This is a genomic window from Mycolicibacterium sp. SMGY-1XX (assembly GCF_059132455.1).
On the sequence record NZ_CP101139.1, the window covers coordinates 1,488,792 to 1,509,336 of the forward strand.

The window sequence follows — 20,545 nt, forward strand, 5'->3', positions numbered from 1 at the left end:
CACAGCGGCGGTGATGTGGCGGTGACCGAGCGGCTGTCGCTGGGCTGGACTCTGCTCGCGGTGGCGGTGTTCGTCTCGCTTGTGGTGGCCGAATATCTGGGGCCCATCATCGGCATCGCCGTTGCGGTGACGACTGTCGCCATTGCGGCCGTTCTCGGCACGAAACTTCCCAGACCCACGTTCCCTACCGCGGATCTGTGGTTGGTGGGGATCCTGGTTCTGGGTCTGCTTTCCGCCGTGGTGGCCAACGTCGGGGGCCGGACAGTTCTGGACATCGATCTCCAGCGAGACCTGGGTATCTCGCTGTCGTACCTGCTGTATTTCTCTGTGGGCTACTACTTCGCGTATAGCCGCAGCACGCTTCGGCTGCTCCTGATCGCGGTGGTGGCCGCCGGCGTGCTCATCTCCGTGGTGCACCTGGCGCGGCTCGGCGAGGTGTTGTCGAGTGGTGCGACGAATCTGTACCTGTTTCGCCTAGAAGCCGGCCGAGGTTCGGTGACGCAGTTTGCGGCGCTGTGCGCGACGCTGGTACTGCTTCGTGACATCGGGCAGCCGGCATACAGACGTCTGACAATCGGTTGTTCCGTGGTGCTGGTGGTCTCGATGTTGATGACCCTGTCGCGTGGGCTGATGTTCCTGTTGATCATTCTGGCCCTCGGAGCTGCCGGGTTGATCGCCAACCGGGCCAACCGGTTGGCCGCCAACCTGCCCAGATTGCTGATCAGCGCAGCCCTGGCCGCGGCGGCGGTGGTGGTTGTGTACGTTCTCATCCGGTTCTTTCTGCAGGCGGTCTATGTGTTCCTCGACGAGTTCTTCATCACGCGGGTGGTCAATTCGCTGACGGAGGTGTCCGGTGCCAGGCTGGAGACGCAGACCCAGATCGCCGACAACTACCGTGCTTTCGAGCTGAACCAAGCGATGCTGCAGTTCGACGCCCAGCCGGCCTTGGGGCAATGGGTCGGCCAGGGCTGGGGGAGCCGGGTGGTTTTTGGCCTCGAAACAGCGTCGACGACCTCAAATTTCAGTCGAACCGAAGCCTCCTTCCTGCACAACGGGTACGCCTATTACCTGATGAAGACGGGGATCGTGGGCGTAGTTCTGTACGCAGGCTTCATGTGTCATCTCCTGGTGCGTGCCGGCTCTCGGGACATTTGGCCGGCCACCGCGCTGGCTTTGACTCAGCGCAAGGTCCTGCTCGTCACAACAATCTGCCTCGCCGTCGGGACGGTGGCGACGGGCGGCCTGGGTTTCCCCGCGACCTATCTCGGGCTCGCAGTTCTCTTGGGGGCCTGCTATGGGCCGGCATGGAGTTCGGAGTTGCCGTCGCTGAAAACTGCACCCGTGCCGAAGACAGGGCTTTTCAAGCCCGGAGAGCGATTACGACGTGTCTGAGAGGTTCAGTGCCGTGGGGAGGCGAAGCTTACTGATGGCGGGTGTGACTGCCTCGGCTGCGCTTGGCGGCGCGGCGTGCGCGGCTCCGGCCCCCCGCGCCACCCCGGAAGTGGTATCCGATCTGGCCGGTATCGCGGCCAATGCGAAGGATTTCGGTGTCATACCCGGCGGAGCGGATCAGTCGAAAATCCTTCAGGATGCGATCGACTTCGCCAGAGACAACGGGTTGACGCTGTTCCTGCCGGCTGGGTCCTATGTGGCGGACGGTCTGATAATTCGAGATCAAACCAGGATGGTCGGCGCGGGCCCGGACAGCACGGTCATCCGCGCGGTCCCGGGATCGAGAAACGGCGCGCTGCTGACCATCGACTCCGGCCGCGTCCGAAGTGTTCTCATCGAAGGAATCGGATTGGAGGCCGCTGACAACGAGGAACAACACGGCATCCACGTCCAGGCCCGCCGCGCCGCTGGTGACGATGCATCGGGTTTGTGGCATTCCGACTTCAGGAACCTTCGGGTGGGAAATTTCGGAGGAGCGCAACTGTGGCTGCAAGGTGGGGGTCAGGACGCGCGAGATCCCGTGCAGTTCTTGACATTCGACAATGTGGTCCTGGAGCGCAAGAATGACTCCGAACGTTCGATTAGTCTGTTGATGTCGGGTCAGGTGAATCAGACGGTGTGGCTCAACGGCAGGATCGACGGGTTCGGATCGCGGGGCGAGCACCCCGGCACCAATGCCAAGATCTGCCGGCAGTTGGATCACTATGACCCGGCGAGCGACGGTTCGTCGGAGTACCTGTCCAACAAGACGGGGCACACCCATCTGTTCGCGGGCGTGTCCTTCCAGCAGGCGCAGCTGGGTGTGTACGTCGATGGCGCCGAGTCGATCACCTTTGACACCTGCCATTTCGAGGGCCTGGACAACGGCCTGCTGTTTGCAAACGCCGGACTGAACAGGGTGGATCGCGGGCACTTCGCGAACTCAGCCCAGGGCGACCGCGACGCCTTCTCGATTCGGGCCGAGAACGGTTCGGTGGTGTCCGGTTCCGGGAACGTCTTTCTTGGCCGGTTCGGGTCGATGGCTTCGGCAGACGACAGCGGTGGCACCGTGTCGTTGACGAATACTATGAGCGGTCAAGCCATCACCACGCGAAATCTGACGAGGCGGATCGATCCCGCTCCCGCGATCAGCGTGGGAGCGGCAGCTACGGTGTCGCTGAATGCATCTACGACCCCGGTGCGGACCGTGACTGCGAGTCGATGGCCGGGCGAAACGGTGGTCTTCAGGGCCTCTGGCGGGTCGGTGTTCTTCGAGTCTGGCGGGAACATCGATTTCGAGGGCACCCTGACCCCGATAGAGCTCACCGTGGGCGGCACCTTGACCTTGGTGCGCTTCGACAGCGGACCCGATTGGTGCATTCAGGCGGTGCACGGTGCGCGTTGAATGCCGAGTCGGCCTGCATGATGAACGCCTGCCTATCGCCCCTGACGAGGAGGTGACTGTTCAGGAGCTGGACATCCGCCCCGTATACATCCGCTGTTGTCCACGATGTGCCGCTGGTCATGCATTGTCACACAACCATCTGATGGGGAGGTCCACGTGAGAAACCGATCTTTACCACCTCCTATAAGCGGCAATTATTGGGTTCTGGGCCTCGCGTGCGGGTTGGTGGGCGCTCTGCTGGGATTTGCCGTATCCGCCACTGCGACACCCACTTACACGGCGCGCGCAGGTATGTTCGTCTCCACAACCGGTGGCGCTCCCGTGAGTAACGCCTCCTATCAGGAGACTTCGGCGTCACAGCAGATGGCCCTCTCGCTGGTACGGCTTGCTTCCAGTCAAGCCGTCACCGAACGAGTGGTGGAGAGTCTTCGTCTCGACCTGCCGCCGGCTGAGCTGGCAGAGAAGGTGGAGGCGACCGTCGAGCCGGAGACGGTTCTCATCAACCTGACAGTCACCGACTCATCACCCACGATGGCCAGGGAGATCGCGAATGCCACCGCGTTCGAATTCGCTGATTTCGTGGATGAGTTGCAACTCAAGACGGCACCTTCGACACCGAGGCCTACGGTGACCCTCGTCCAGCCGGCGACTACTCCAGAAGCTCCCGTGGCACCGAATACGTTTCGCAACACCGGACTTGGCGCCCTGGCTGGGCTCGCGATCGGTTTGGTGCTGGCCAATCTTCGGCGGCGGACCAATCGGAGCGTGCGCGAGCCCGGTGAGCTCGCTGCCATCACCGGTCGGCCCCCGCTTGGTTCTGTTCCGAAGTCTCGGAAACGTTCAACTGATCCGGTCGAAGTCGTCACCAGCGACGCCTTCGTGATGGAAGGCTTCAGAGAACTCCGCACCAATCTCTCATACGCGCTCAAGGACAGCCCATCGGGCATCGTGACGGTTACCAGCGCAGGCCTGGGTGATGGCAAGACCACGGCGGTCGTCGGGCTGGCCGTGGCGCTCTCGGATGCCGGTCATCGGGTCGCCATCGTGGATGCGGATCTACGTGATGCCCATTTGACGGAACGTCTTGGTATGGCTGGGCAACGGGGGCTGGCCGACGCGCTCGCGGGGACATGCGGGCTCGACGACATCGTCGTCATCCCGAGTTCGCTGCGTCTTGCTGTCATCCCGGCGGGTCTACGGTCGTCGCGTCCTAGTGAGCTGCTCAGCTCCGACAGCGCGGAGAAGATCTTCCTCCAAGTCAGTAAGCTCTACGACTTCGTACTCGTCGACACCCCCGCTCTGTTGGCGTACACCGATGGGGCGATCGCTGCGACTTACAGTGACGCGGTGGTGATCGTCGCCCGGTATGGCGATGTCACCGTTGACGATCTCGAGTCAGCTGTTGAGGGCCTCCACAAAGTCGGCGCCGACATTCTGGGTGTAGTGACCACCTTCGCGCCCGTGCCTGATCTGCTCAAACGGAGCGTCAAGGCGGCCAATCGCCGGAATTGACCTGGCCCGCCCTGAAATTACGGAGAAGAACAACGTCGGCTGTCTGCAGGCTCAGTGCGCGTCGGTTGCGTACTCGAAGGTCGCAAAGATGACCTCACCCGCCCTATTCGCGGGAGCGGACTTCTTCGATGATGCGGGTTGCCGCGAGAGCGTCTTGGCCGAGATGCCAATAGGTGATGCCGAATCGGGCGCGCCACTCCAGCAGTGTGTCCGCGCATTGCGCTGCGGAACCCACCAGAACTGCGGGTGAGCCCTTCAAGAAATCCTGAGCTGATTCGATCTCGGCGTCCCATGACGATCGAGGCCCGTCGGCGCCGCCCAGAGCGTCAGTGACCCGGACGTGGTAGGAGGTGAACTGAATGGTCGGGCACGGCCTCCCAGCGGACGCGGCGGCGGAGTGAACCCGCGAGATCTTCTCCTTGATCGAAACGGCCGTCAGGTCCCGCACCGACGTGGCGTCGATCTGACCGCGGCTCGTCGTGGCGTGTATCCCGACGATATCGGCCATACGGCCGGCAAGCTCCAGCATCCGGGGCCCACCTGCGCCGACGAGGATCGGCGGGTTCGGACGTTGGCTGCACCGCGGCAGTGCTTCCATGTGGTCAATCCGGTAGTGGTCACCCGCGAAATGCACTGGGTCACCGGTGAAGTAGTCACGGATGATGTGGAGAGCCTCGGCCAAGCGTGCGACCCTCGTGGGGCCGTCATCGAATGGCAGACCGGTTGCGTAATAGTCATCCCGGTTCCATCCCGCGCCGATCCCGAGCTCGACTCGACCGCCGGAGAGCACGTCGATTGTCGCGATCTGTTTGGCCAGCAGGGCCGGATGATGCATGTCGTTCTGCAGCACGAGGCTCTGGACGCGGATGCGCGATGTGCTGGCGGCCGCGAAGGCCATTGCCGCAAGGGCGGATAATTGCCACCCCTGAGTGAAGTGCTCCGAGATGCAGACCGTGTCGAACCCCGCATTTTCGAGGCGGCGCAGGTCGGCAACCCACGCCTCGCCGTCGCTGGTGAGTCGTGGCATCGGTGTGATGAAGCGGAGCCGCTCAGCCATCGTCGAGCTTCCACCGGCCATCGAGCTCGGGGTACCGCGCACTGACTTCGGGGAGGAGATCGGGAAGTGTGAGATAGACGAAATCTGGTCTGGCGGCCACCAAGTCCTCCGGCGACACGATCGGGATATTTGTGGCCGGCATCCGTCTACCTTGTTTGGCAGGCGACGCATCGGCCACTGCTGTGACGAGCCGCGAGTCGAGCTGCGCTCGGCTGAACAAGGACACCGCACGCGAGGCGGCGCCGTAGGCGAAGACCACGTGTCCGGCGGCTGCTGCGGCGTCCAGCCAGCCCCGTAACGATGCAATGTGAAGATCGGCGCTGCGTTGGAGGCCGCCGACGACGGAACTGTCCGTGATACCCAGTGTCTGCTCGGATACCATGATGCGCCGCACCGTGTCATCAGGTTCGACGTCCCCGTGTACTACGGCGATCAGGACTGTTCCGCCGTAGAGGTCGAACTCCCATGCAGTGGCGATCTGCATGCCGACTGTGCTCAGCAGTCGACTCAGAGCGGTCAGTGAATAGTAGGCAAAGTGGCCGTCTCGCAGAGAATTCCACTGTCCCTTGCTGACGATGGTGGCAAGGGAATGATAGAGCAGGAGTAACACTCCATCAGGCGCAGTGGATTGCGCCCGGAGACGAAACGCTTCTTGCTGATCCGGGGCGTGCATGATGCCGAACGAATCCAAGACTGTTGTTGTCTGGCCCGTGGCGGTGGCGAAGCCGCGTTCGGTCAGGAGCGGGATCCAGGTTCCTCCATGAGGGCTGCCGAATTCGCGCACGGTGTCACCGCGGAGCCAGCCTGCCGCCTCGACCAGGGAGATGGCAGCTGCGGCTTGGTCTTTTAAGGCTTGCGGTTCTATCCCGCGCGGCTCGACGCTAACGGTGTCGTCGCCGGCAAGTTGGGCAAGGCCGCAGCTGCTGCACAGATCCATCGCGAGCGGGTAGGCCGCCTCGTCCGCCCGTACTGGCTCACGCGCCAACGGGAAGTGCTTGGCCACTGGAACCATGCCTAGATCGAGCACCCGGCTCAGCTCGGTATGGCCGCACGCCCTACACCTGGGCTGGGGCATCGCTCCGCACCCAACGCAGCGACCGATCGACGACTCCGGCTGCGACCAGAGCGTTGAGTCGCGCCAGACGGGTGAACGAGTTGGCGAACCCGTCGGCGGTCAAGCCTGTCGACAAGTAGGCGTTGTACAACTCGGCGGCACCGTCTGCCACGGACCAGTCGGCCTCATACCCGACCGCATTTCTGAAGGCAGAAAAGTCGACTCGGTACGAACGTAAGTCGGCGCCATTCTCGCCGGTGATCAAGAGCTTGGCGCCGGGCACCACATCAACCACACATTGTGCAATCTCGGCAACGCTCACATTGTTGGCCTCGGTTCCGACGTTGAAGGCGCGGCAGTGTGTTGCTTCGACTGGTGCTTCCAGTGCGATCAGGAACGCCTTCGCGATGTCCCGGGCGTGAACCAATGGACGCCACGGCGTGCCGTCGGAGAGCACACGCACTTCGCCTGTCAACACGGCATGGCCAACAAGATTGTTCAACACAATGTCGGCACGAAGGCGTGGAGAGAATCCGAAAGCCGTGGCGTTACGCAGGAAGACCGGCGAGAAGGATCCGTCGGCGAAGTCGGCGACGTCTTTCTCTACGCGGACCTTACTTTCGGCGTACGGGGTCAACGGTGCGAGTGCGGCCTCTTCGCTCACCAGCCCCTCGCCAGAGGCGCCGTAGACCGAGCAAGTGGAGGCGTACAGGAATCGTTGTACACCAGCATCCTTCGCGCACCGAGCCAGCAACACCGATGCGTGGTGATTGACGTCGTGGGCGATCTGGGGCGCCAGACGACCAAGCGGGTCATTGGACAACGCGGCGAGGTGAACGACCGCGTCGAAGCCCCGCAGGTGCTCCGGTTTCACATCGCGCAGATCCAGCTGCCATCCAGGCGGGTCCTGCGGTTCGGGTCCCAGTACGCAGTCGGCGAAGTACCCGGAGTCCAGGCCGACCACGTCGTGCCCTGCCCCGATGAGGAGAGGCACCATGACGGTGCCTAGATACCCCTGGTGACCAGTGACCAATATCCGCATAACGGCTTCCCCATCGGTGTCTTCCGGCACTCTCCGCTATCCTCCGAGGTATTGCCGAATTTCTCAGTCTATGCGCAAGCCGTTGTGCTGCGCACCACTGTCGACTACCTGAAAAATCGTGATGCGGAAGCCTTTTGGAGAGAATGTTGGCGCTTTGCGGGTTCAGGTGTAGCTAGGAGTCTTTCATGGCGCCGGTGGCAAGGCGATCGATCGTTCAGAACTGTTTGCTGTTGTTTCAGCGCGTAACCACCTTGGCTTGGTCGGGTCGAGAACGCAGCCGGGTCCAACTCGGGGCCGAGGTCGCCGAAACTGGCAGCAGCCACTCGATGTCCAGGTCTCGGTCGTCATACGCGACCGCCAGATCTTCGGTGGGGTCGTGGGGTGATCGATCCGATAGCACTACGTCAGCCTTGGTGATCTGTGCCTGAACCCACCTAGACGGAATGCGTCGTGGTCACCGAACTTCGGTGAATCACATCGGATATCGACGAACAGGTCAAGAACGGCGCCGGTGGCACATCGAACGAACTCCGACTCGCCCTGCTCGAAACGTCCGTGCGGAACGCGGCTGGGAATCCAGGAGAAAAGTCGCTGCACCGGGTTGTCACAGGTGAAGTCACAGTTCGTTGACCACCATGTTGCGGATGTCGATATAGCTGTTGCGCGAGCTGACCCAGCTCGGGGGAACGGTCCCCCCGCCGCGGTGGATGTCGTAGAGGACCGCCTGAATTTCCACGTCGGGACTGGCGCGGTACTGCCAGTCGGTGGCGCTGAAGCGAAGCCTGTCGTCGATCCACACCTTGAATACGCCGTCGCGCTTACCGACGGTGTTGAGGTCGACCTCCATGGTGATGCGGTGCCACTGCCCGCGCTTCATTTCGCTGGCCAAGCTGGTGTGCCAGCCGTAGCCGTTGAAGCCCGTCGACGGGCTCTTGGCGTAGATGTACGTCACGACGTCATTGTCGGTGCCTGTTTTGATCGGTCCGAGGCTGCCTTGAAAAGGGCGGGTCCCGTCGTCGCCGCGGCCGTGCCACATGAGTCGGGTGGAGAAGCCGATATTCCGGTTCGGGCTGCCAGAGGTCGGCTCGTAGATACCGTGTCCCGGAGCCACGCCCACCAATCCGGGCATCTTGCCTCCCCAGCGCCAGTCGAAGTTCTGGTCAAAGCGGATGTCGTAGTTGAGAATGGCGTGATCGGTGGGTTGGCTGAGCACGGGCGCGACAACAAACCCGCCAAGTGTGCCTGCTGGGATGGATTGACGAAGGAACTTGCCGCCCTCCGGGTCGATGTGGATGCTTCCGTACCGGTAGGTGGTGGCGCTGGTCCCGGCCGCGGTGCGACCGAACATCGCATCGCCGGAGGCTTTCGTAAGCTGCCCGTTGGGGGCAGCGTCAAACCTGTCCTGCCACAGAATGTTACCGGTCGGAGGGGTTTCGGGAGCCGGGTTGGGGACGATCGTGGCCGTGCCCCCGGTGGTCTTGGTCAGTCTCGCTGCCGACCAAGCCGAGTTGCCTACTGCGTTGGATGCTCGCATCGAGATCTCGTAGCCGGTGTTCTGGAGAAGACCCGTGATCGTCGCCGATGTGGCGGTAGCAGCAGCGTCCGGTGCGATCATCCAAGTGCCACCAGTAGACCGGTACCGCACGGAATAGCGCGTGATCGCCGAACTGCCACCGTTCTGCTTTGTCCAGGTGACCAGAACCGAGGTGGCAGAGGGGGTGACAGCGGGCTCGGCGGGAGTAGCGGGCTTGGTCCGGCCGTGCGTCGGGTTGGTAATTGTCAACTCGAGTGGGTCATTCTCGTGGTCATCGATCGCCAGAATGCCGGTGCTGTAGTCGATTCCGTCGACCAGGCTGTTCCCCAACGGGTCGTAGCCGATGGTCGGGGCGGAATTGTCGGAGGTTTGTCGAAGCTGCCTATCCGTCGACGCCAGCAGAGTCCATAACGTCATTGGCGCGGCTGGCGTGTTTGGCGCGGCAGGGTTGGCGGGCGGTAGCGTCAGAGAGCTCAGTCTCGCTGGCGAAACCAATACCTTTGATCGCCTGTATGATTCGGGATCCGACTGCTCGTTCACAGCAATGGTTGCAGGTCGTGGCGCAGGCTCGGCGCGATCCGTGTCGTCAACGGCGGCAGGTTCACTGGCAGTGGCGGGGTCGCCTCCGTCTCTGGTCACGGTCAGCCCAAGACGGCGAGTTGACTCGAGCCGGAGTTGCCTGCTGTCATCGCCCAGAGGGTCTCCGGCGGGGGCGGGCTGTTGGTTTCCTCGGGACTTCTTCGACGGTTCTGCCGGAGCGGCGGTCGATTCCTCGGCTTCGTCATCATGCGACCGCTGGCCGAGTCCAGGAGAATCCTCATCACGCCCAGGATCGTCGGCGGCAAGGACATCGGCATCGTTCTCTTTGCCGGTTCTGCTAGGGCCTGGTGCGGTGTCGTCGGCGGCATCGGAACCAGTGTCAGCGTCGTCCCTTGTAGCTGAAGCCGAGCCTCGATCTGCTCCGGATCTTGGTGACGACGACATACCTTGACTGTCAGATTCGGTTGCAGGAGAAGAAGAGTGGGCTTCATGCGGCAATGCGTGCGCTACCGCCACACTTGGCGCTAGCGCGGACCCTATGCCCAACGCGACGGCGAGCGCGCCAGCGTGGGCGACGTAGCACGCGAAGCCGTGGGTGGCTCCAGGCTTGGCCTGAGAGGGGGGAGTGTCCGGCGTCCTCACGTGCTGGCTTCCCATATCCATACTTTGTTCGGCGGCCATGCTTCTCCTGGGCTCGATTGGGCAGCGCAAGGAACCGAGCGCTCTTGATGGAGCGACCGCGATCTAAATGGGGTTGGGTAATGCTTGTGATGGGTCTGTCGCTACCCAGTGCGGCTATCGTAGGGCTTCAGGACCGCAACCCGTTATTTCTGAATCCTTTGGCTGGCTAGGAGGGTATCGTCCTCCGTCCCGGATGCCAAGCCGACTTGGTTGCCGCGCCGATTCATATGTGCACCAGCGATTTAACGTTCTGTAGCGATTGCGCCCACCTCGCTGCTCTTCGACTACTTAGGCGAACCGGTCTGCGGCCGGGTCTACGCATTGCAAGTGCACCTACCGTTGCAGCTACCTTGTCCAGCAAATTACTCGAACCTGCGTCAGCTATCGCATTGTGGTGATGGCGTGCGCCATCGGGCTATGACCAATGTCATTGCCGTAGCCTTCTGTCGATCGATGGTCGAGGTGTTGCTCGAGTATTGGGGCTCAGTTCGGAGGCGACTGGCGCCCTCGCCCGTCGGGGTTCGTGAACGGCGTTCATCGCATCGCTGCTTCTGACGTGCAACGCCCCGACGAGCGGTATCGCAGCACCTTCCGGCTGGCGTTGAGCCCAGAGCGCGATCAGGGCCTGAGATTCGGGGGCGGCAGCGCACCACAGCCTCGGCCCTGCACGCGGTACTCTCGGCGGGCCGGGCGTTGATAGCCGCCACGCCCGCAACGGCCCCGGTGCTGTCGACCAGTAACTCCGTTGCGCGCAGCGCTCAAGGGACCCGTTGCCAATCCTGCAGCGGCGCGGGTGTTTTCGGACCGAGTACACCGCCACCACGCTGCGCGGGCATTACGGGTTGACGGCCGCCCCGAGCCGGTATGTCAGAGAGTTTTCCGCCTACGCAGGTCGCCAAACCTGAAGTAGCGCAACGGGTAGGTCTTGCTACGGTCAGGTCACGGCTCTTGCAACGGCGTCAGGATGGGTTTCGGCCGTCGTAAAGGTCAGGGATTGCGAGGACGCCGCCGGCTCGCGACACGTTTTGTAGTGCGTCAATCGCGAGACGGTCGTCCGATGTTTGCCGGAAAGTTGCCCGGAGCTAACACATGTCGAGTTCCAGGAGCGGTACTTGAATTCGAAAACTCCTTGTCTGCGCAACGGGATTTCAGCAAACCAGCAGCGCAGGCGGGGGTTTTCGCTCGCATCGACAGTGCTTGGAATGCGCGTGCTGAAACTGTGCAAAAGCTTTGGATGTCGCGTAATGTCCGGTTCAGTCAATCGCGGGGGTTGCTCGGTGAGAGTGGCAGTATGCGGACAGATGGCGACGCTCGCCATGGTGGTCAACCGGCCACGTCCGGCATCGCTCCTGCGATGTCGGACATTCACCGTGTCACGTCGGCGCTGACGAACTCGGGTTGCTCGGCCGGGCAGAAACACCTGCCCGCGCGGGGAACCGTTCCCGCCGCGGTGGTTGCGGCGACGGTCACCGACCGGTGCCGGTGCCAGCTGATGTCGTCGAGGGGTCGACATACTTGGCTGTCACCGTGCCCATCGTGGTGGCCGGCGCCGCAACCACCGCCAGGCACTATCCGGCGATCGCGGGGGCCTTCACCGACGGCGTGATGGGCCGTACCTCGGCGGAACGACCGAACACCATGCTCTCGTCGATGCGGTCGAAATGGTGGTCGATGGCGTCGGCGAAGAAGTTCTGCCGCACATTCCACGGACGCTTGGTGCCCGACTTGGGCAGCGCGTGGGGATTGCGCAACACGTAGTTGGCCTTGATATCCCAGGCCAGCTTCTCCTGCATCGGTTCGTCACCGAGATGTGGATAGGCATGGGTGTAGCCGCGAGAGTTCATGTAGGCCAGCAGTTTGGCCACCGACTGGGCGGTCATGTCGGCCCGCAACGTCCAGGACGCATTGGTGTATCCGACACACCACGCCAAGTTGGGGACATCCTCCAGAAGGTGGGCTTTGTACACGAAACGGTCCTGCGGTTTGAATTTTTCTCCGTCGATGCTGATGGCCACCCCGCCGAGCGCCAGCAACTGCAGGCCGGTTGCCGTGACGATGATGTCGGCCTCCAGGTGCGCGCCGGACTCCAAGGTGACGCCCGTGGCGTCGATGTGGGCGATGTGGTCGGTCACGATGTCGGCACGTCCGGCGCTGATGGCTTCGTAGAGATCGCCGTCGGGTATCGCGCAGAGTCGCTGATCCCACGGGTTGTAGCGCGGCTTGAAGTGCACGTCGATGGGATAGTCCGTGGGCAGCTGCGACAGTGCCTGGCGGCGGATGAACCGTTTCATCGAATTCGGCGACTTGCGTGCCCAGAACCAGATCAGTCCTTCGAAGAAGGCCGCGTACCACTTGGCGAAGCTGTGAGAGTAACGCCGCGGCAACAGCTTTCGTACAGCATCGGTGACCGGGTTGACGCTGGACCCGCTCAGCACGTAACTGGGGGAGCGCTGCAGCATGGTGACTTTGGCGGCCTTCTCCGTCAGCGCGGGGATCAACGAGATGGCGGTGGCCCCACTGCCGATCACCACGATCTTCTTGCCCGCGTAGTCCAGATCCTCGGGCCAGAACTGAGGATGCACCACGCGGCCGCCGAAGTTGTTGATACCAGGGAAGTCCGGGGTGTAACCCTGGTCGTAGTTGTAATAGCCGCTGCCGAAGAACAGGAAGCGGGTGCGGTAGGTCTTCGGCTGGCCTTCGGTCTCGGTGCGCACCGTCCAGGTGTCGGTGGACGAATCCCAGTCGGCGGCCAGTACATGACTGCGGTAGCGGATGTGCCGGTCGATGCCATGCTTGCGCACCGCGTCGTTCATGTAGTCGCGGATGTGGTCGCCGCCCGCCATGCCCTCGCGACGCGTCCATGGCTCCCACGGGAAGCTCAGAGTGAAGATGCTGCTGTCACTGCGGACCCCTGGGTAGCGGAACAGATCCCAGGTGCCGCCGAGTTGCTCGCGTCGCTCGAGCACGACGTAACTCAAGTCCGGATTGCGTTCGGCGATCCGGTAGGCCGCGCCTATCCCGGAAAACCCCGCGCCGATGATGACGACGTCGACTTCTTCGGTCACCGATTGCCTGGCTGAGTTCAGCTGCGTCGCGGTCACGTGATGAACCTCTGTATTTCCCCGATGGTGTGGTGCTGGTCACCTCAGGGTAGGCATCCACCGGTTGGTTGGGCCAGAGTCCGGAGGTAACGACTTCCTGCCGAAAACATTCATGTGCTATGCAACAAGGGTGTGTTGTCTCAGGCAGGTGTGGACGTGACCGCTGAGATTTCTGCACCTGCACAACCCCGCAGCGCATGGCGGCTGCTGATGGATCCGGCGTTCGGTGCGTTGTTCTGGGGCAAGCTCGTCAGCGCGGCCGGGGTGTGGACCCACAATCTGGTGGCCGCCGTCGTGGTGTTCCAAGCCACCGGGTCCGCACTCATGGTGGGGCTGCTCGGGGTGGCGATGTTCGTGCCGCAGCTCGTGCTCAACCCGTTGGCGGGGAAGTGGGCCGACCGGGGTGACCCCATCCGGCAGGTGATGATCGGCCGGATCGTGTGCCTGGCGGGGTCGGCGTCGTTGGCGGCGTGGTCGGTGCTGGCCGACAACCCGCAGGGACTTGCCGCCGCCTTGCCCATCATCGCGGCCTCGGCCGTGGTGGGCGTCGGCTTCGTGGTGGGCGGGCCGGCCATGCAGTCGATCGTGCCGGCACTGCTGCGGCCCGGCGAGCTGTCCATCGGCATGAACCTCAACACCGTGCCGCTGACGCTGGCCCGGATCGGCGGGCCGGTGCTCGGGGCGTTCGCGCTGGCGCACCTGGGGCCGACGGCCGCGTTCGCCGCCAGTGCCGCCACCCACCTGGCGTTCATCGTGATGCTGCTGGTGGTGAAGTTCCCGCGGGCCAAGAAGCACGCGGCCGACACCGACTACCGGGTCAGCGCCGCGCTGCGCTACGTCTGGGCCGACCGCCCGCTGTTCCTGATGCTGCTCGGTGTCAGCATCGTCGGCTTCGCCTCGGATCCGTCGATGACGCTGGCGCCGTCGATGGCCGAGGAACTCGGCGGCGGCGCCAGCCTGGTGGGTTACCTGTCGGCGGCGTTCGGGATCGGTGCGGCCATCGGCCTGGTGCTACAGGCGCTGCTGTCCAAGCGGGTGAGCCCCGGGGTCACCGCGTCGGTAGGCCTGTGGCTCATGGTGGCCGGCACCGCCGGTATCGCTGTCAGCCCATGGACCGCGGCCGTGCTGGCGTCGTTCGCCGTGGCCGGCGGTGGCTTCTCCTGGGGGATGACGGGGCTCAGCACGCTGGTGCAGTCCCGCGCCCCCGATGAGTACCGCGGCCGCATCATGTCGCTGTGGCTGGTCGGTTTCCTCGGTTCGCGGCCCATCGCGGCGGCGCTGTTGGGGTCGACGGCCGATCTGGTGTCGGTGCGGGCGGCGTTCCTGGTGGCCGCGGTGATCAGCGCCGTGGTGGCGCTGCTGTGCCGGGCCCGGGTGCTCAACCGTCCCGGGCCCGTCGAACTGCGCTTCTAGCGCTCCAGGCTTTGTTTCTGCGCTAGGGCTGTGCTGCTGCATGGATCACAGCCCTAGCGCAGAAAATAAGACGTCTAGCGGTAGTTCACGAACTGCAGCGCGACGTCCAAGTCGGCGCCCTTGAGCAGGGCGATGACGGCCTGCAGATCGTCGCGCTTCTTGGAGCTGACGCGGATCTCCTCACCCTGGATCTGCGCCTTGACGCCCTTGGGGCCCTCGTCGCGGATGATCTTGGTGATCTTCTTGGCCTCTTCACTGCTGATGCCCTGCTTGAGGGTGCCGGTGACCTTGAAGGTCTTGCCGCTGGGCTGCGGGTCGCCGGCGTCGAAGGCCTTCATGGAGATGTCGCGGCGGACCAGCTTCTCCTTGAAGACGTCGATGGCCGCCTTGAGCCGCTCCTCGGTGGAGCTGACCAGTTCGATGGCCTCGTCACCCTTCCAGGCGATGGTGGTGTCGGTGCCGCGGAAGTCGAAGCGGGTGGAGAGCTCCTTGGCGGCCTGGTTCAGCGCGTTGTCCACTTCCTGCCGGTCAACCTTGCTCACAACGTCAAACGATGAATCCGCCATTGGACACGTTCCCCTCTGCTCACTGTGGCCGCCGCTACATCAACAACCGGCCGTTTTCGTCTTTCCTACATCCTCGTTGTACCCTGCTACTCGCACCAAACCCGCCTGGTCATCCGGTCGGGAGCGGCGCAAGCCAGGCAGGTTGCCCGAGCGGCCAATGGGAGCGGACTGTAAATCCGTCGGCTAACGCCTACACAGGTTCGAATCCTGTACCTGCCACACAGTATTCAGGCCCCTCGAAAGAGGGGCCTGATGTGTTTCGAGGCTCGATCGAGCAACGGTCGAGAGCGAACCTGTCCCTAGGCGGCCGGCCGGTCTGCTGTTGCCGTGCGTTGCGTGTCCAACCGCACGGGTTGCAGGACGGTCACATCGAGGGGATCGCTGACGCTCACGATGGTTGATCCCTCGGACTCAAGCGCCGAGGCGCCGACGGGTGCCTGCAGGGGAGGGCGTTGGCGAGATGCGTCCACGTGCAGCGCGTACGCCGTCAATCCGATGGTCGCGACGGTCAAGATTGCGACCACGCTGTAGGTCACCGCCGGCGGAACGCGGTAACGGCCCTCCAAGCGTGCATCGGCAAAATGCAGACGCGCATTGCTAAACCGTTGTTCTAGCGTAGAGGACAACGACCCCACCCCTGTTGCTGACGTGCGAAAAGCGCTGCCGATGCGTCTTACTAGCGATCACCGGTCGATTTGCGCAAACTACTGGTGAGTTCCGAAGCTACTCGAATGGGGTGTCCGGCGGGGGCCCCTGTGGTGTGAGCTGTATCACAAAATTGACGAGTGTCTCAATTAAGGGGCGCCAGCGTCCGCGGTTCGAGGGAGGCGCGCCCGTTCAGGGCGTGTGAGTGGACCGGTACGTCAGGGGGACGCTGCGATGTGGCTGGCTATTTGCACGCAGAGAGTGTGATTGAGCTGGCGGGCGCGAGTCGAGCGCTCGTCAGGATGTGCGGCCAGCTCAAGCTGCCGACGCGGGGTGATCATCGGCTTCTCGAAAGTTGCGGAGTCAATCAGTCTCAAAAAACAGACGCGCCACCATCAGACCATTACAGGCCTGATGATGGCGCAGAACCGGGTGCTGCCTCAGCAGCCGTACCAGGGGCGCTCGACACGCAGGGTGATCGAGGTGCGCGCAGTGAGCTTGCCGCCGTCCGCCGGTGATTGGCGGCAGACCACCCAGCTACCCGGACTCTGAATGTGAGTGGGCTCATTGCCTGCTTGCAGGATGTTGAGGCGGAACTGCGTTGAGGGGGAAAGCGCGGTGATGGTGTCGAGGGCCTTGGCGAGGGTCACGCCAGTCACCGACGGCATGGTGAAGGTGGGAGTCGGGGCGGCTGCCGTGGTGGTTGTCGCGGTGGGCGCCGGTTCGGCGGCAGCTGGGCTCGCGATCAACAGGGGTGCGATCGCGAGGGCGCTGACGACGGCTGCAGTGCGTGTTCTCACTCTGGTCCTCTCGTGATTGAGAGGCCAACGTATCGGATTCGAGGAAGCGCCGCTTAGCTGCACACGCCATTAACGCCCAGCGTGAGCGCGAGTCTGGTCACGTTATGGTAACGCTGAAGCGGCTCCGGTTTCTTCGAGTTTCGTTGTCGCAGTTAGCTACTGCGGTCATGTGAGGCGACGTCTCCGCTACATGTGCGCAGCCGCGCGTGAATATGGCAAAGCCTTGGAGCGCTGCAGTCGCTCGCGGTTACTTGCAGGCGTCGGCCACCATCGGGTCCAGGGTGTTGCGTGCCGCGTCGAACTCGCGCACGACCCCGAAATCGACATCGGTTGAGGCGCTGACCATCGTTCCGGCAGAGGGCACCTGATCGCAGACCAGCCAGTCGGTGAGGCTGAGTTGCTTCTGCGCCATGCCAGAGATGTTGTGCGAGTGCATGTCCACGGGTAGGCCCTTGGCTGCGGCGGACACCGCATCCTCGGCCTCCTGCAGGTTCATGCCGTCGATCGACGGCATCTTGAAGGCTTGGGCTGCCTGCGCCGGCCCGGCGAGTCCGATGGCTGCGGGGAGAAGCAGGGCAACGGCGCCGGCAGCGATGGTGAGATGTTTCTTCATGTGAGTTCCTGTTGCTGTGGGTCGAGGCAGCCCGTGGTGACCGGTCTGATCATCGAATGTGTTGCCACTCAACGGTTGCCGAGTGACTCAATGCCTCGCAGAGCTGCTACGACGCCGTAGCGTTGCGATGAGCAGAGGTTGTCAACCGTGTAGCTGCAAATACCAGTGGTGTGTGCTGTGAACAAGCTTGTCAACCACTGTGGGAGCCGGCACGGCGCATGCAGCATCCTCACAGCGACATACCAGGAACAACCGGAAGACCCGGAGATACGCCGTCTGTATCCGTTGGCCACAACTCGCGGTGCAAACTGTGTATTCCGCCCCGCGGCAAGCCGGCTACTGCGGCGGGTTGACCTGCTCCACCGGAGCCGGCGTCGACGGTTCGTATGCGTCCGGCCGAGCGGCATACGCGATCAGCCCGATTGTCAACAACACGAGGGCGGCCACCACCCCGACCTTGCTTGAACGCTCAACGGTGTAAACGCCCTCCCTGATCGCGCGACGGGTTTCGCGAATCTTGCTGGAATCGGCCTCGCGCAATGGGTTTCAAATGAGGTGGTGTATCGCCAGCAGCGATCCGATGAGCACAATTGCCGGCCAGTGCACCAGGTACAGCGAATATGAGAGATTGCCGATGTAGGTGCTGACACGGTTGCGTAGGTAGCCTTGGAATTGTGGCTCGCCACCGATGCCGGCCGCGATTACCAACGCGGCTCCGGCCACCGGAAGAAACGTCCAGAGAACCGGAAGTTCCGGTGAAATATCCTGCAAAACAACAATACTCGTGCCAATTAGCCCCAGCCCCGTCCACGACAGCAGTGGTTTGAGCAGTTTTGGTGAACGTGCGAGCACTCCGCTCGCGACGGCGAGAAGTGCGCCGACTCCGAACTCCCACAGTCGTGCGAAGGTGCTGAAGTAGGCCCACGCCGCAGATGTGGCGGCCTCGAAAATCGCCCAGCTCAATGACACGGCAGTGAGCACTGCGATGGCGCCGCCCGTAACCCGTAACTGCCGCCCACGAGTCTTGTGGATTGCCAGCAGACCTAGGGCACCAAGCAATGCGGGCCACGCGAGGTAGAACTGCTGCTCGACCGAAACCGCCCAAAAGTGCTGTACGGGCGATGCGGCAGCGGCCACGGCCAACGGATCGGCACCGCCGCTCGCAAACCACCAGTTCGACGCGAAGGCGAAGGCGTACAAAGCATCGATGCCGACGGCGTGGGCCTCGTCGCTTGGCAGAATCAGGATGCTTGCGCCGTAGGTGAAGAGCAAGACCATGACGGCGGCAGGCAGGATCCGGCGTACTCGAGCCCAGTAGAACGAACCGTATGACACCGGCCCGCTGGCTTCCGAGTCGCGCAACAGGCTCGTAGTGACCAGGAAGCCGGTCACGACGAAGAAGACGTCGACGCCGACAAACCCCCGGTGTGGCCAATCCCAGAGGTGGTTGGCGACGATGGCGACGACGGCCACCGCCCTCAAACCTTGGAGATCGAGGCGATGATTCGCCCGTTCCGCCCGTCGGCGCCGCCGCCTCGACGACTCCTGGTACCGATCCAGGATCGTGGTCATGATGCCCCCGTTTCGCAGCTGTCGGCCGCCGGGGCGGACCCCGCGCGAGAGGGTCGCCATCGAGCTCGATGGTTGCGAACCCGCGCCTCGTTTGTCCGCGAACCGGCAGTTGGCGACAAGCGTCAATAAATTGCTTGATCCGAAGTTGCCCGACCAATTTCGGACGCCAAACGCGTAGAAAAGTGACGTGAGCTGCTTATAACGTTCAAATGTCCGTCATGGCGGGCTGTCAGTGCTGGTCGTAAAAGTTTTGCTGTTGTTGTGTCCGAATGGGCGACCGCGACTTTTCATACGTTCGGCTGACGCAATTGCCGGCCAACGCACACGGCTGTGACGAAGCGGTGAACGTGCTTATGTCTACTCAGGACGCAGCAGCGCGGGCATGCAAGAGCGGTCAGCGTGAAGGCGTGGTGGTGCGTGCAGTTGCATCGCGTCCGTTGTCGGTCTCGCTGATCGAACAGCCGCACGAGCAGAACCCGCTCGGATGAGAAGGATGACCGCACACGCAGCGTTCCGCCGCGGTGCGCGCTCGTGGTGGCGCGTCGTCTTCGAGATTCTCTCGGTAGACGTCGCCGATCGACGCGCCGAGCGGTAGGCGCTGCAGCAGCTTGGTGGCGTGCGCCTGAGCCGAGCAGAGCGTGTTATGCGACTGCGTGAAGTCCTGATCGCTGCAACCGGATTTGCTGAGAGTCCACGAGACGCGGAAAAGTTCACGACCCGCAGCCGAGCTGACATCTCGACGTGTTGGCTCGTCAGCGCGGCTAAGCACCACTCGCGTCACGTACCTCGTCATACGCGACAACCCTACGTGGAGCGGGCTATCGCTGCTTGCTGCGCCCAGCTACTGACACCGCTTATACGCGCCTCCGCTCTATGTGATTCACATCACAAAAGGCGTAGCCTCGAAGCATCTCTAGCGGAGGGAGATGGGAATGAAAGGCGCATTCCACGACCCGATCGATCACGCACGGACCACCCAGCCACACGCTGGCGAATCCTTCATCGACACGCTGTGGTGGCCCGGGTTGTTTCTGTTGGCGCTCGGAATCATCGCCATCGCCGGAACTGTCGCCGCCACTGCGTACAGCCGCGACGGCTGGCCGCTGATCCTTGGGCTGGTGGCCGGGGCGCTGGTCACCGCCGGAGCGCTGCTGATCACGCTCGAGCATCAGCGGGTGAAGCGGGTAGAGCGTCGGTGGATGGCTGAACATCCGCGCCCGCATCTGTAACGGCGCGGCTGAACATGACCGACTTGCCGGTCGGTCCGACACGAACACATTTAGGCCGTCAACATATTGTGGCGTTCGTCACATAAATCGCTAAACTGTGTTTCTCGCCACAACGAAAGAGGGCTTGCCATGGTCAGTGCACAAGGTCCGCTGATGCATCCCCCCGCGGCACTGCGACCGGCCGGCGGAGGTCACCTTTCCCTCAAGAGCGTTCTGCACGCTCTGCTTTTCGTTCTGGCTCTGGGAGCCATCACGGCCGTGGTGGTCGCGATGCTGGCCGGGGAGACCACCGTGGCGCTCATCATCACCATCCTCACCGGGGCGGTGTTCGCAGCGCTGATCGTTTGAGA

General features: G+C 63.0%; 18 protein-coding genes and 1 tRNA gene. 8 read left to right on the forward strand and 11 right to left on the reverse strand.

Annotated elements, in window-relative coordinates; genetic code table 11:
- Positions 1 to 21: 21 nt before the first annotated feature.
- The 3 genes from NL241_RS07365 to NL241_RS07375 all read left to right on the forward strand — a co-directional run bounded on the left by NL241_RS07365 (position 22) and on the right by NL241_RS07375 (position 4,348).
- On the forward strand, positions 22 to 1,392 hold the full coding sequence (locus NL241_RS07365) for an O-antigen ligase family protein (RefSeq protein ID WP_487691524.1): 1,371 nt from the start codon (positions 22 to 24) through the stop codon (positions 1,390 to 1,392).
- Between the two features lie 34 nt (positions 1,393 to 1,426).
- Positions 1,427 to 2,836: a glycosyl hydrolase family 28-related protein gene (locus tag NL241_RS07370; protein WP_494397178.1), complete on the forward strand. Its 1,410-nt coding sequence runs from the start codon at positions 1,427 to 1,429 to the stop codon at positions 2,834 to 2,836.
- 105 nt (positions 2,837 to 2,941) lie between these two features.
- Complete coding sequence (locus NL241_RS07375; RefSeq protein WP_494398258.1) at positions 2,942 to 4,348, forward strand: tyrosine-protein kinase domain-containing protein; 1,407 nt, start codon at positions 2,942 to 2,944, stop codon at positions 4,346 to 4,348.
- A 103-nt stretch (positions 4,349 to 4,451) separates the two neighbouring features.
- Here NL241_RS07375 and NL241_RS07380 read toward each other — a convergent pair whose 3' ends face one another.
- From NL241_RS07380 to NL241_RS07405, 6 genes are all read right to left on the reverse strand, one after another.
- Positions 4,452 to 5,405 (reverse strand): TIGR03621 family F420-dependent LLM class oxidoreductase, encoded by a 954-nt coding sequence (locus NL241_RS07380; protein ID WP_494397179.1) that lies wholly within the window; start codon positions 5,403 to 5,405, stop codon positions 4,452 to 4,454.
- Complete coding sequence (locus tag NL241_RS07385) at positions 5,398 to 6,417, reverse strand: transferase (RefSeq protein ID WP_494397180.1); 1,020 nt, start codon at positions 6,415 to 6,417, stop codon at positions 5,398 to 5,400. The genes NL241_RS07380 and NL241_RS07385 overlap by 8 nt, the downstream gene beginning before the upstream one ends.
- A gap of 43 nt (positions 6,418 to 6,460) precedes the next feature.
- Positions 6,461 to 7,501, reverse strand: coding sequence for an NAD-dependent epimerase/dehydratase family protein (locus NL241_RS07390; RefSeq protein ID WP_494398259.1), 1,041 nt, complete (start codon positions 7,499 to 7,501; stop codon positions 6,461 to 6,463).
- Positions 7,502 to 7,900: 399 nt separating this feature from the next.
- The gene (locus NL241_RS07395) at positions 7,901 to 8,098 is read right to left on the reverse strand and encodes a dTDP-4-dehydrorhamnose 3,5-epimerase family protein (RefSeq protein ID WP_487691521.1); all 198 of its coding nucleotides are present in this window, start codon (positions 8,096 to 8,098) and stop codon (positions 7,901 to 7,903) included.
- Positions 8,099 to 8,117: 19 nt separating this feature from the next.
- On the reverse strand, positions 8,118 to 9,452 hold the full coding sequence (locus tag NL241_RS07400) for a fibronectin type III domain-containing protein (RefSeq protein WP_494397181.1): 1,335 nt from the start codon (positions 9,450 to 9,452) through the stop codon (positions 8,118 to 8,120).
- A gap of 2,372 nt (positions 9,453 to 11,824) precedes the next feature.
- Complete coding sequence (locus NL241_RS07405) at positions 11,825 to 13,357, reverse strand: flavin-containing monooxygenase (protein ID WP_494397182.1); 1,533 nt, start codon at positions 13,355 to 13,357, stop codon at positions 11,825 to 11,827.
- 156 nt (positions 13,358 to 13,513) lie between these two features.
- Between NL241_RS07405 and NL241_RS07410 the strand changes: the two genes are divergently transcribed.
- On the forward strand, positions 13,514 to 14,770 hold the full coding sequence (locus NL241_RS07410; protein ID WP_494397183.1) for an MFS transporter: 1,257 nt from the start codon (positions 13,514 to 13,516) through the stop codon (positions 14,768 to 14,770).
- A 74-nt stretch (positions 14,771 to 14,844) separates the two neighbouring features.
- Here NL241_RS07410 and NL241_RS07415 read toward each other — a convergent pair whose 3' ends face one another.
- Positions 14,845 to 15,336, reverse strand: coding sequence for a YajQ family cyclic di-GMP-binding protein (locus tag NL241_RS07415; protein ID WP_487691517.1), 492 nt, complete (start codon positions 15,334 to 15,336; stop codon positions 14,845 to 14,847).
- A 136-nt stretch (positions 15,337 to 15,472) separates the two neighbouring features.
- Between NL241_RS07415 and NL241_RS07420 the strand changes: the two genes are divergently transcribed.
- Positions 15,473 to 15,555: transfer RNA gene (locus tag NL241_RS07420), tRNA-Tyr, on the forward strand.
- 80 nt (positions 15,556 to 15,635) lie between these two features.
- Here NL241_RS07420 and NL241_RS07425 read toward each other — a convergent pair.
- From NL241_RS07425 to NL241_RS07440, 4 genes are all read right to left on the reverse strand, one after another.
- The gene (locus tag NL241_RS07425) at positions 15,636 to 15,860 is read right to left on the reverse strand and encodes a hypothetical protein (protein ID WP_494397184.1); all 225 of its coding nucleotides are present in this window, start codon (positions 15,858 to 15,860) and stop codon (positions 15,636 to 15,638) included.
- A gap of 561 nt (positions 15,861 to 16,421) precedes the next feature.
- The gene (locus tag NL241_RS07430) at positions 16,422 to 16,781 is read right to left on the reverse strand and encodes a PASTA domain-containing protein (RefSeq protein ID WP_494397185.1); all 360 of its coding nucleotides are present in this window, start codon (positions 16,779 to 16,781) and stop codon (positions 16,422 to 16,424) included.
- A 247-nt stretch (positions 16,782 to 17,028) separates the two neighbouring features.
- Positions 17,029 to 17,394 (reverse strand): PASTA domain-containing protein, encoded by a 366-nt coding sequence (locus tag NL241_RS07435; protein WP_487691513.1) that lies wholly within the window; start codon positions 17,392 to 17,394, stop codon positions 17,029 to 17,031.
- 546 nt (positions 17,395 to 17,940) lie between these two features.
- Positions 17,941 to 18,966, reverse strand: a complete 1,026-nt coding sequence (locus NL241_RS07440) for an acyltransferase family protein (protein WP_494397186.1) — start codon at positions 18,964 to 18,966, stop codon at positions 17,941 to 17,943.
- A 269-nt stretch (positions 18,967 to 19,235) separates the two neighbouring features.
- On the opposite strand from NL241_RS07440, the gene NL241_RS07445 reads away from it, so the two are divergent.
- The 3 genes from NL241_RS07445 to NL241_RS07455 all read left to right on the forward strand — a co-directional run bounded on the left by NL241_RS07445 (position 19,236) and on the right by NL241_RS07455 (position 20,543).
- Positions 19,236 to 19,454: a hypothetical protein gene (locus tag NL241_RS07445; RefSeq protein ID WP_494397187.1), complete on the forward strand. Its 219-nt coding sequence runs from the start codon at positions 19,236 to 19,238 to the stop codon at positions 19,452 to 19,454.
- A gap of 444 nt (positions 19,455 to 19,898) precedes the next feature.
- Positions 19,899 to 20,195, forward strand: coding sequence for a protein UsfY (usfY, locus tag NL241_RS07450; protein WP_487691510.1), 297 nt, complete (start codon positions 19,899 to 19,901; stop codon positions 20,193 to 20,195).
- A gap of 153 nt (positions 20,196 to 20,348) precedes the next feature.
- Positions 20,349 to 20,543, forward strand: coding sequence for a hypothetical protein (locus tag NL241_RS07455; RefSeq protein WP_487691509.1), 195 nt, complete (start codon positions 20,349 to 20,351; stop codon positions 20,541 to 20,543).
- Positions 20,544 to 20,545: the final 2 nt, after the last annotated feature.

Bases quoted from the DNA above. Each gene is read 5' to 3' on its own strand.
- NL241_RS07370 (WP_494397178.1), top strand. From the start codon at position 1,427: ATGGCGGGTGTGACTGCCTCGGCTGCGCTTGGCGGCGCGGCGTGCGCG.
- NL241_RS07375 (WP_494398258.1), top strand. From the start codon at position 2,942: ATGTGCCGCTGGTCATGCATTGTCACACAACCATCTGATGGGGAGGTC.
- NL241_RS07380 (WP_494397179.1), bottom strand. From the start codon at position 5,405: ATGGCTGAGCGGCTCCGCTTCATCACACCGATGCCACGACTCACCAGC.
- NL241_RS07385 (WP_494397180.1), bottom strand. From the start codon at position 6,417: ATGGTTCCAGTGGCCAAGCACTTCCCGTTGGCGCGTGAGCCAGTACGG.
- NL241_RS07390 (WP_494398259.1), bottom strand. From the start codon at position 7,501: ATGCGGATATTGGTCACTGGTCACCAGGGGTATCTAGGCACCGTCATG.
- NL241_RS07400 (WP_494397181.1), bottom strand. From the start codon at position 9,452: ATGACGTTATGGACTCTGCTGGCGTCGACGGATAGGCAGCTTCGACAA.
- NL241_RS07415 (WP_487691517.1), bottom strand. From the start codon at position 15,336: ATGGCGGATTCATCGTTTGACGTTGTGAGCAAGGTTGACCGGCAGGAA.
- NL241_RS07435 (WP_487691513.1), bottom strand. From the start codon at position 17,394: ATGAAGAAACATCTCACCATCGCTGCCGGCGCCGTTGCCCTGCTTCTC.
- NL241_RS07440 (WP_494397186.1), bottom strand. From the start codon at position 18,966: ATGACCACGATCCTGGATCGGTACCAGGAGTCGTCGAGGCGGCGGCGC.
- NL241_RS07445 (WP_494397187.1), top strand. From the start codon at position 19,236: ATGGGCGACCGCGACTTTTCATACGTTCGGCTGACGCAATTGCCGGCC.
- usfY (WP_487691510.1), top strand. From the start codon at position 19,899: ATGAAAGGCGCATTCCACGACCCGATCGATCACGCACGGACCACCCAG.
- NL241_RS07455 (WP_487691509.1), top strand. From the start codon at position 20,349: ATGCATCCCCCCGCGGCACTGCGACCGGCCGGCGGAGGTCACCTTTCC.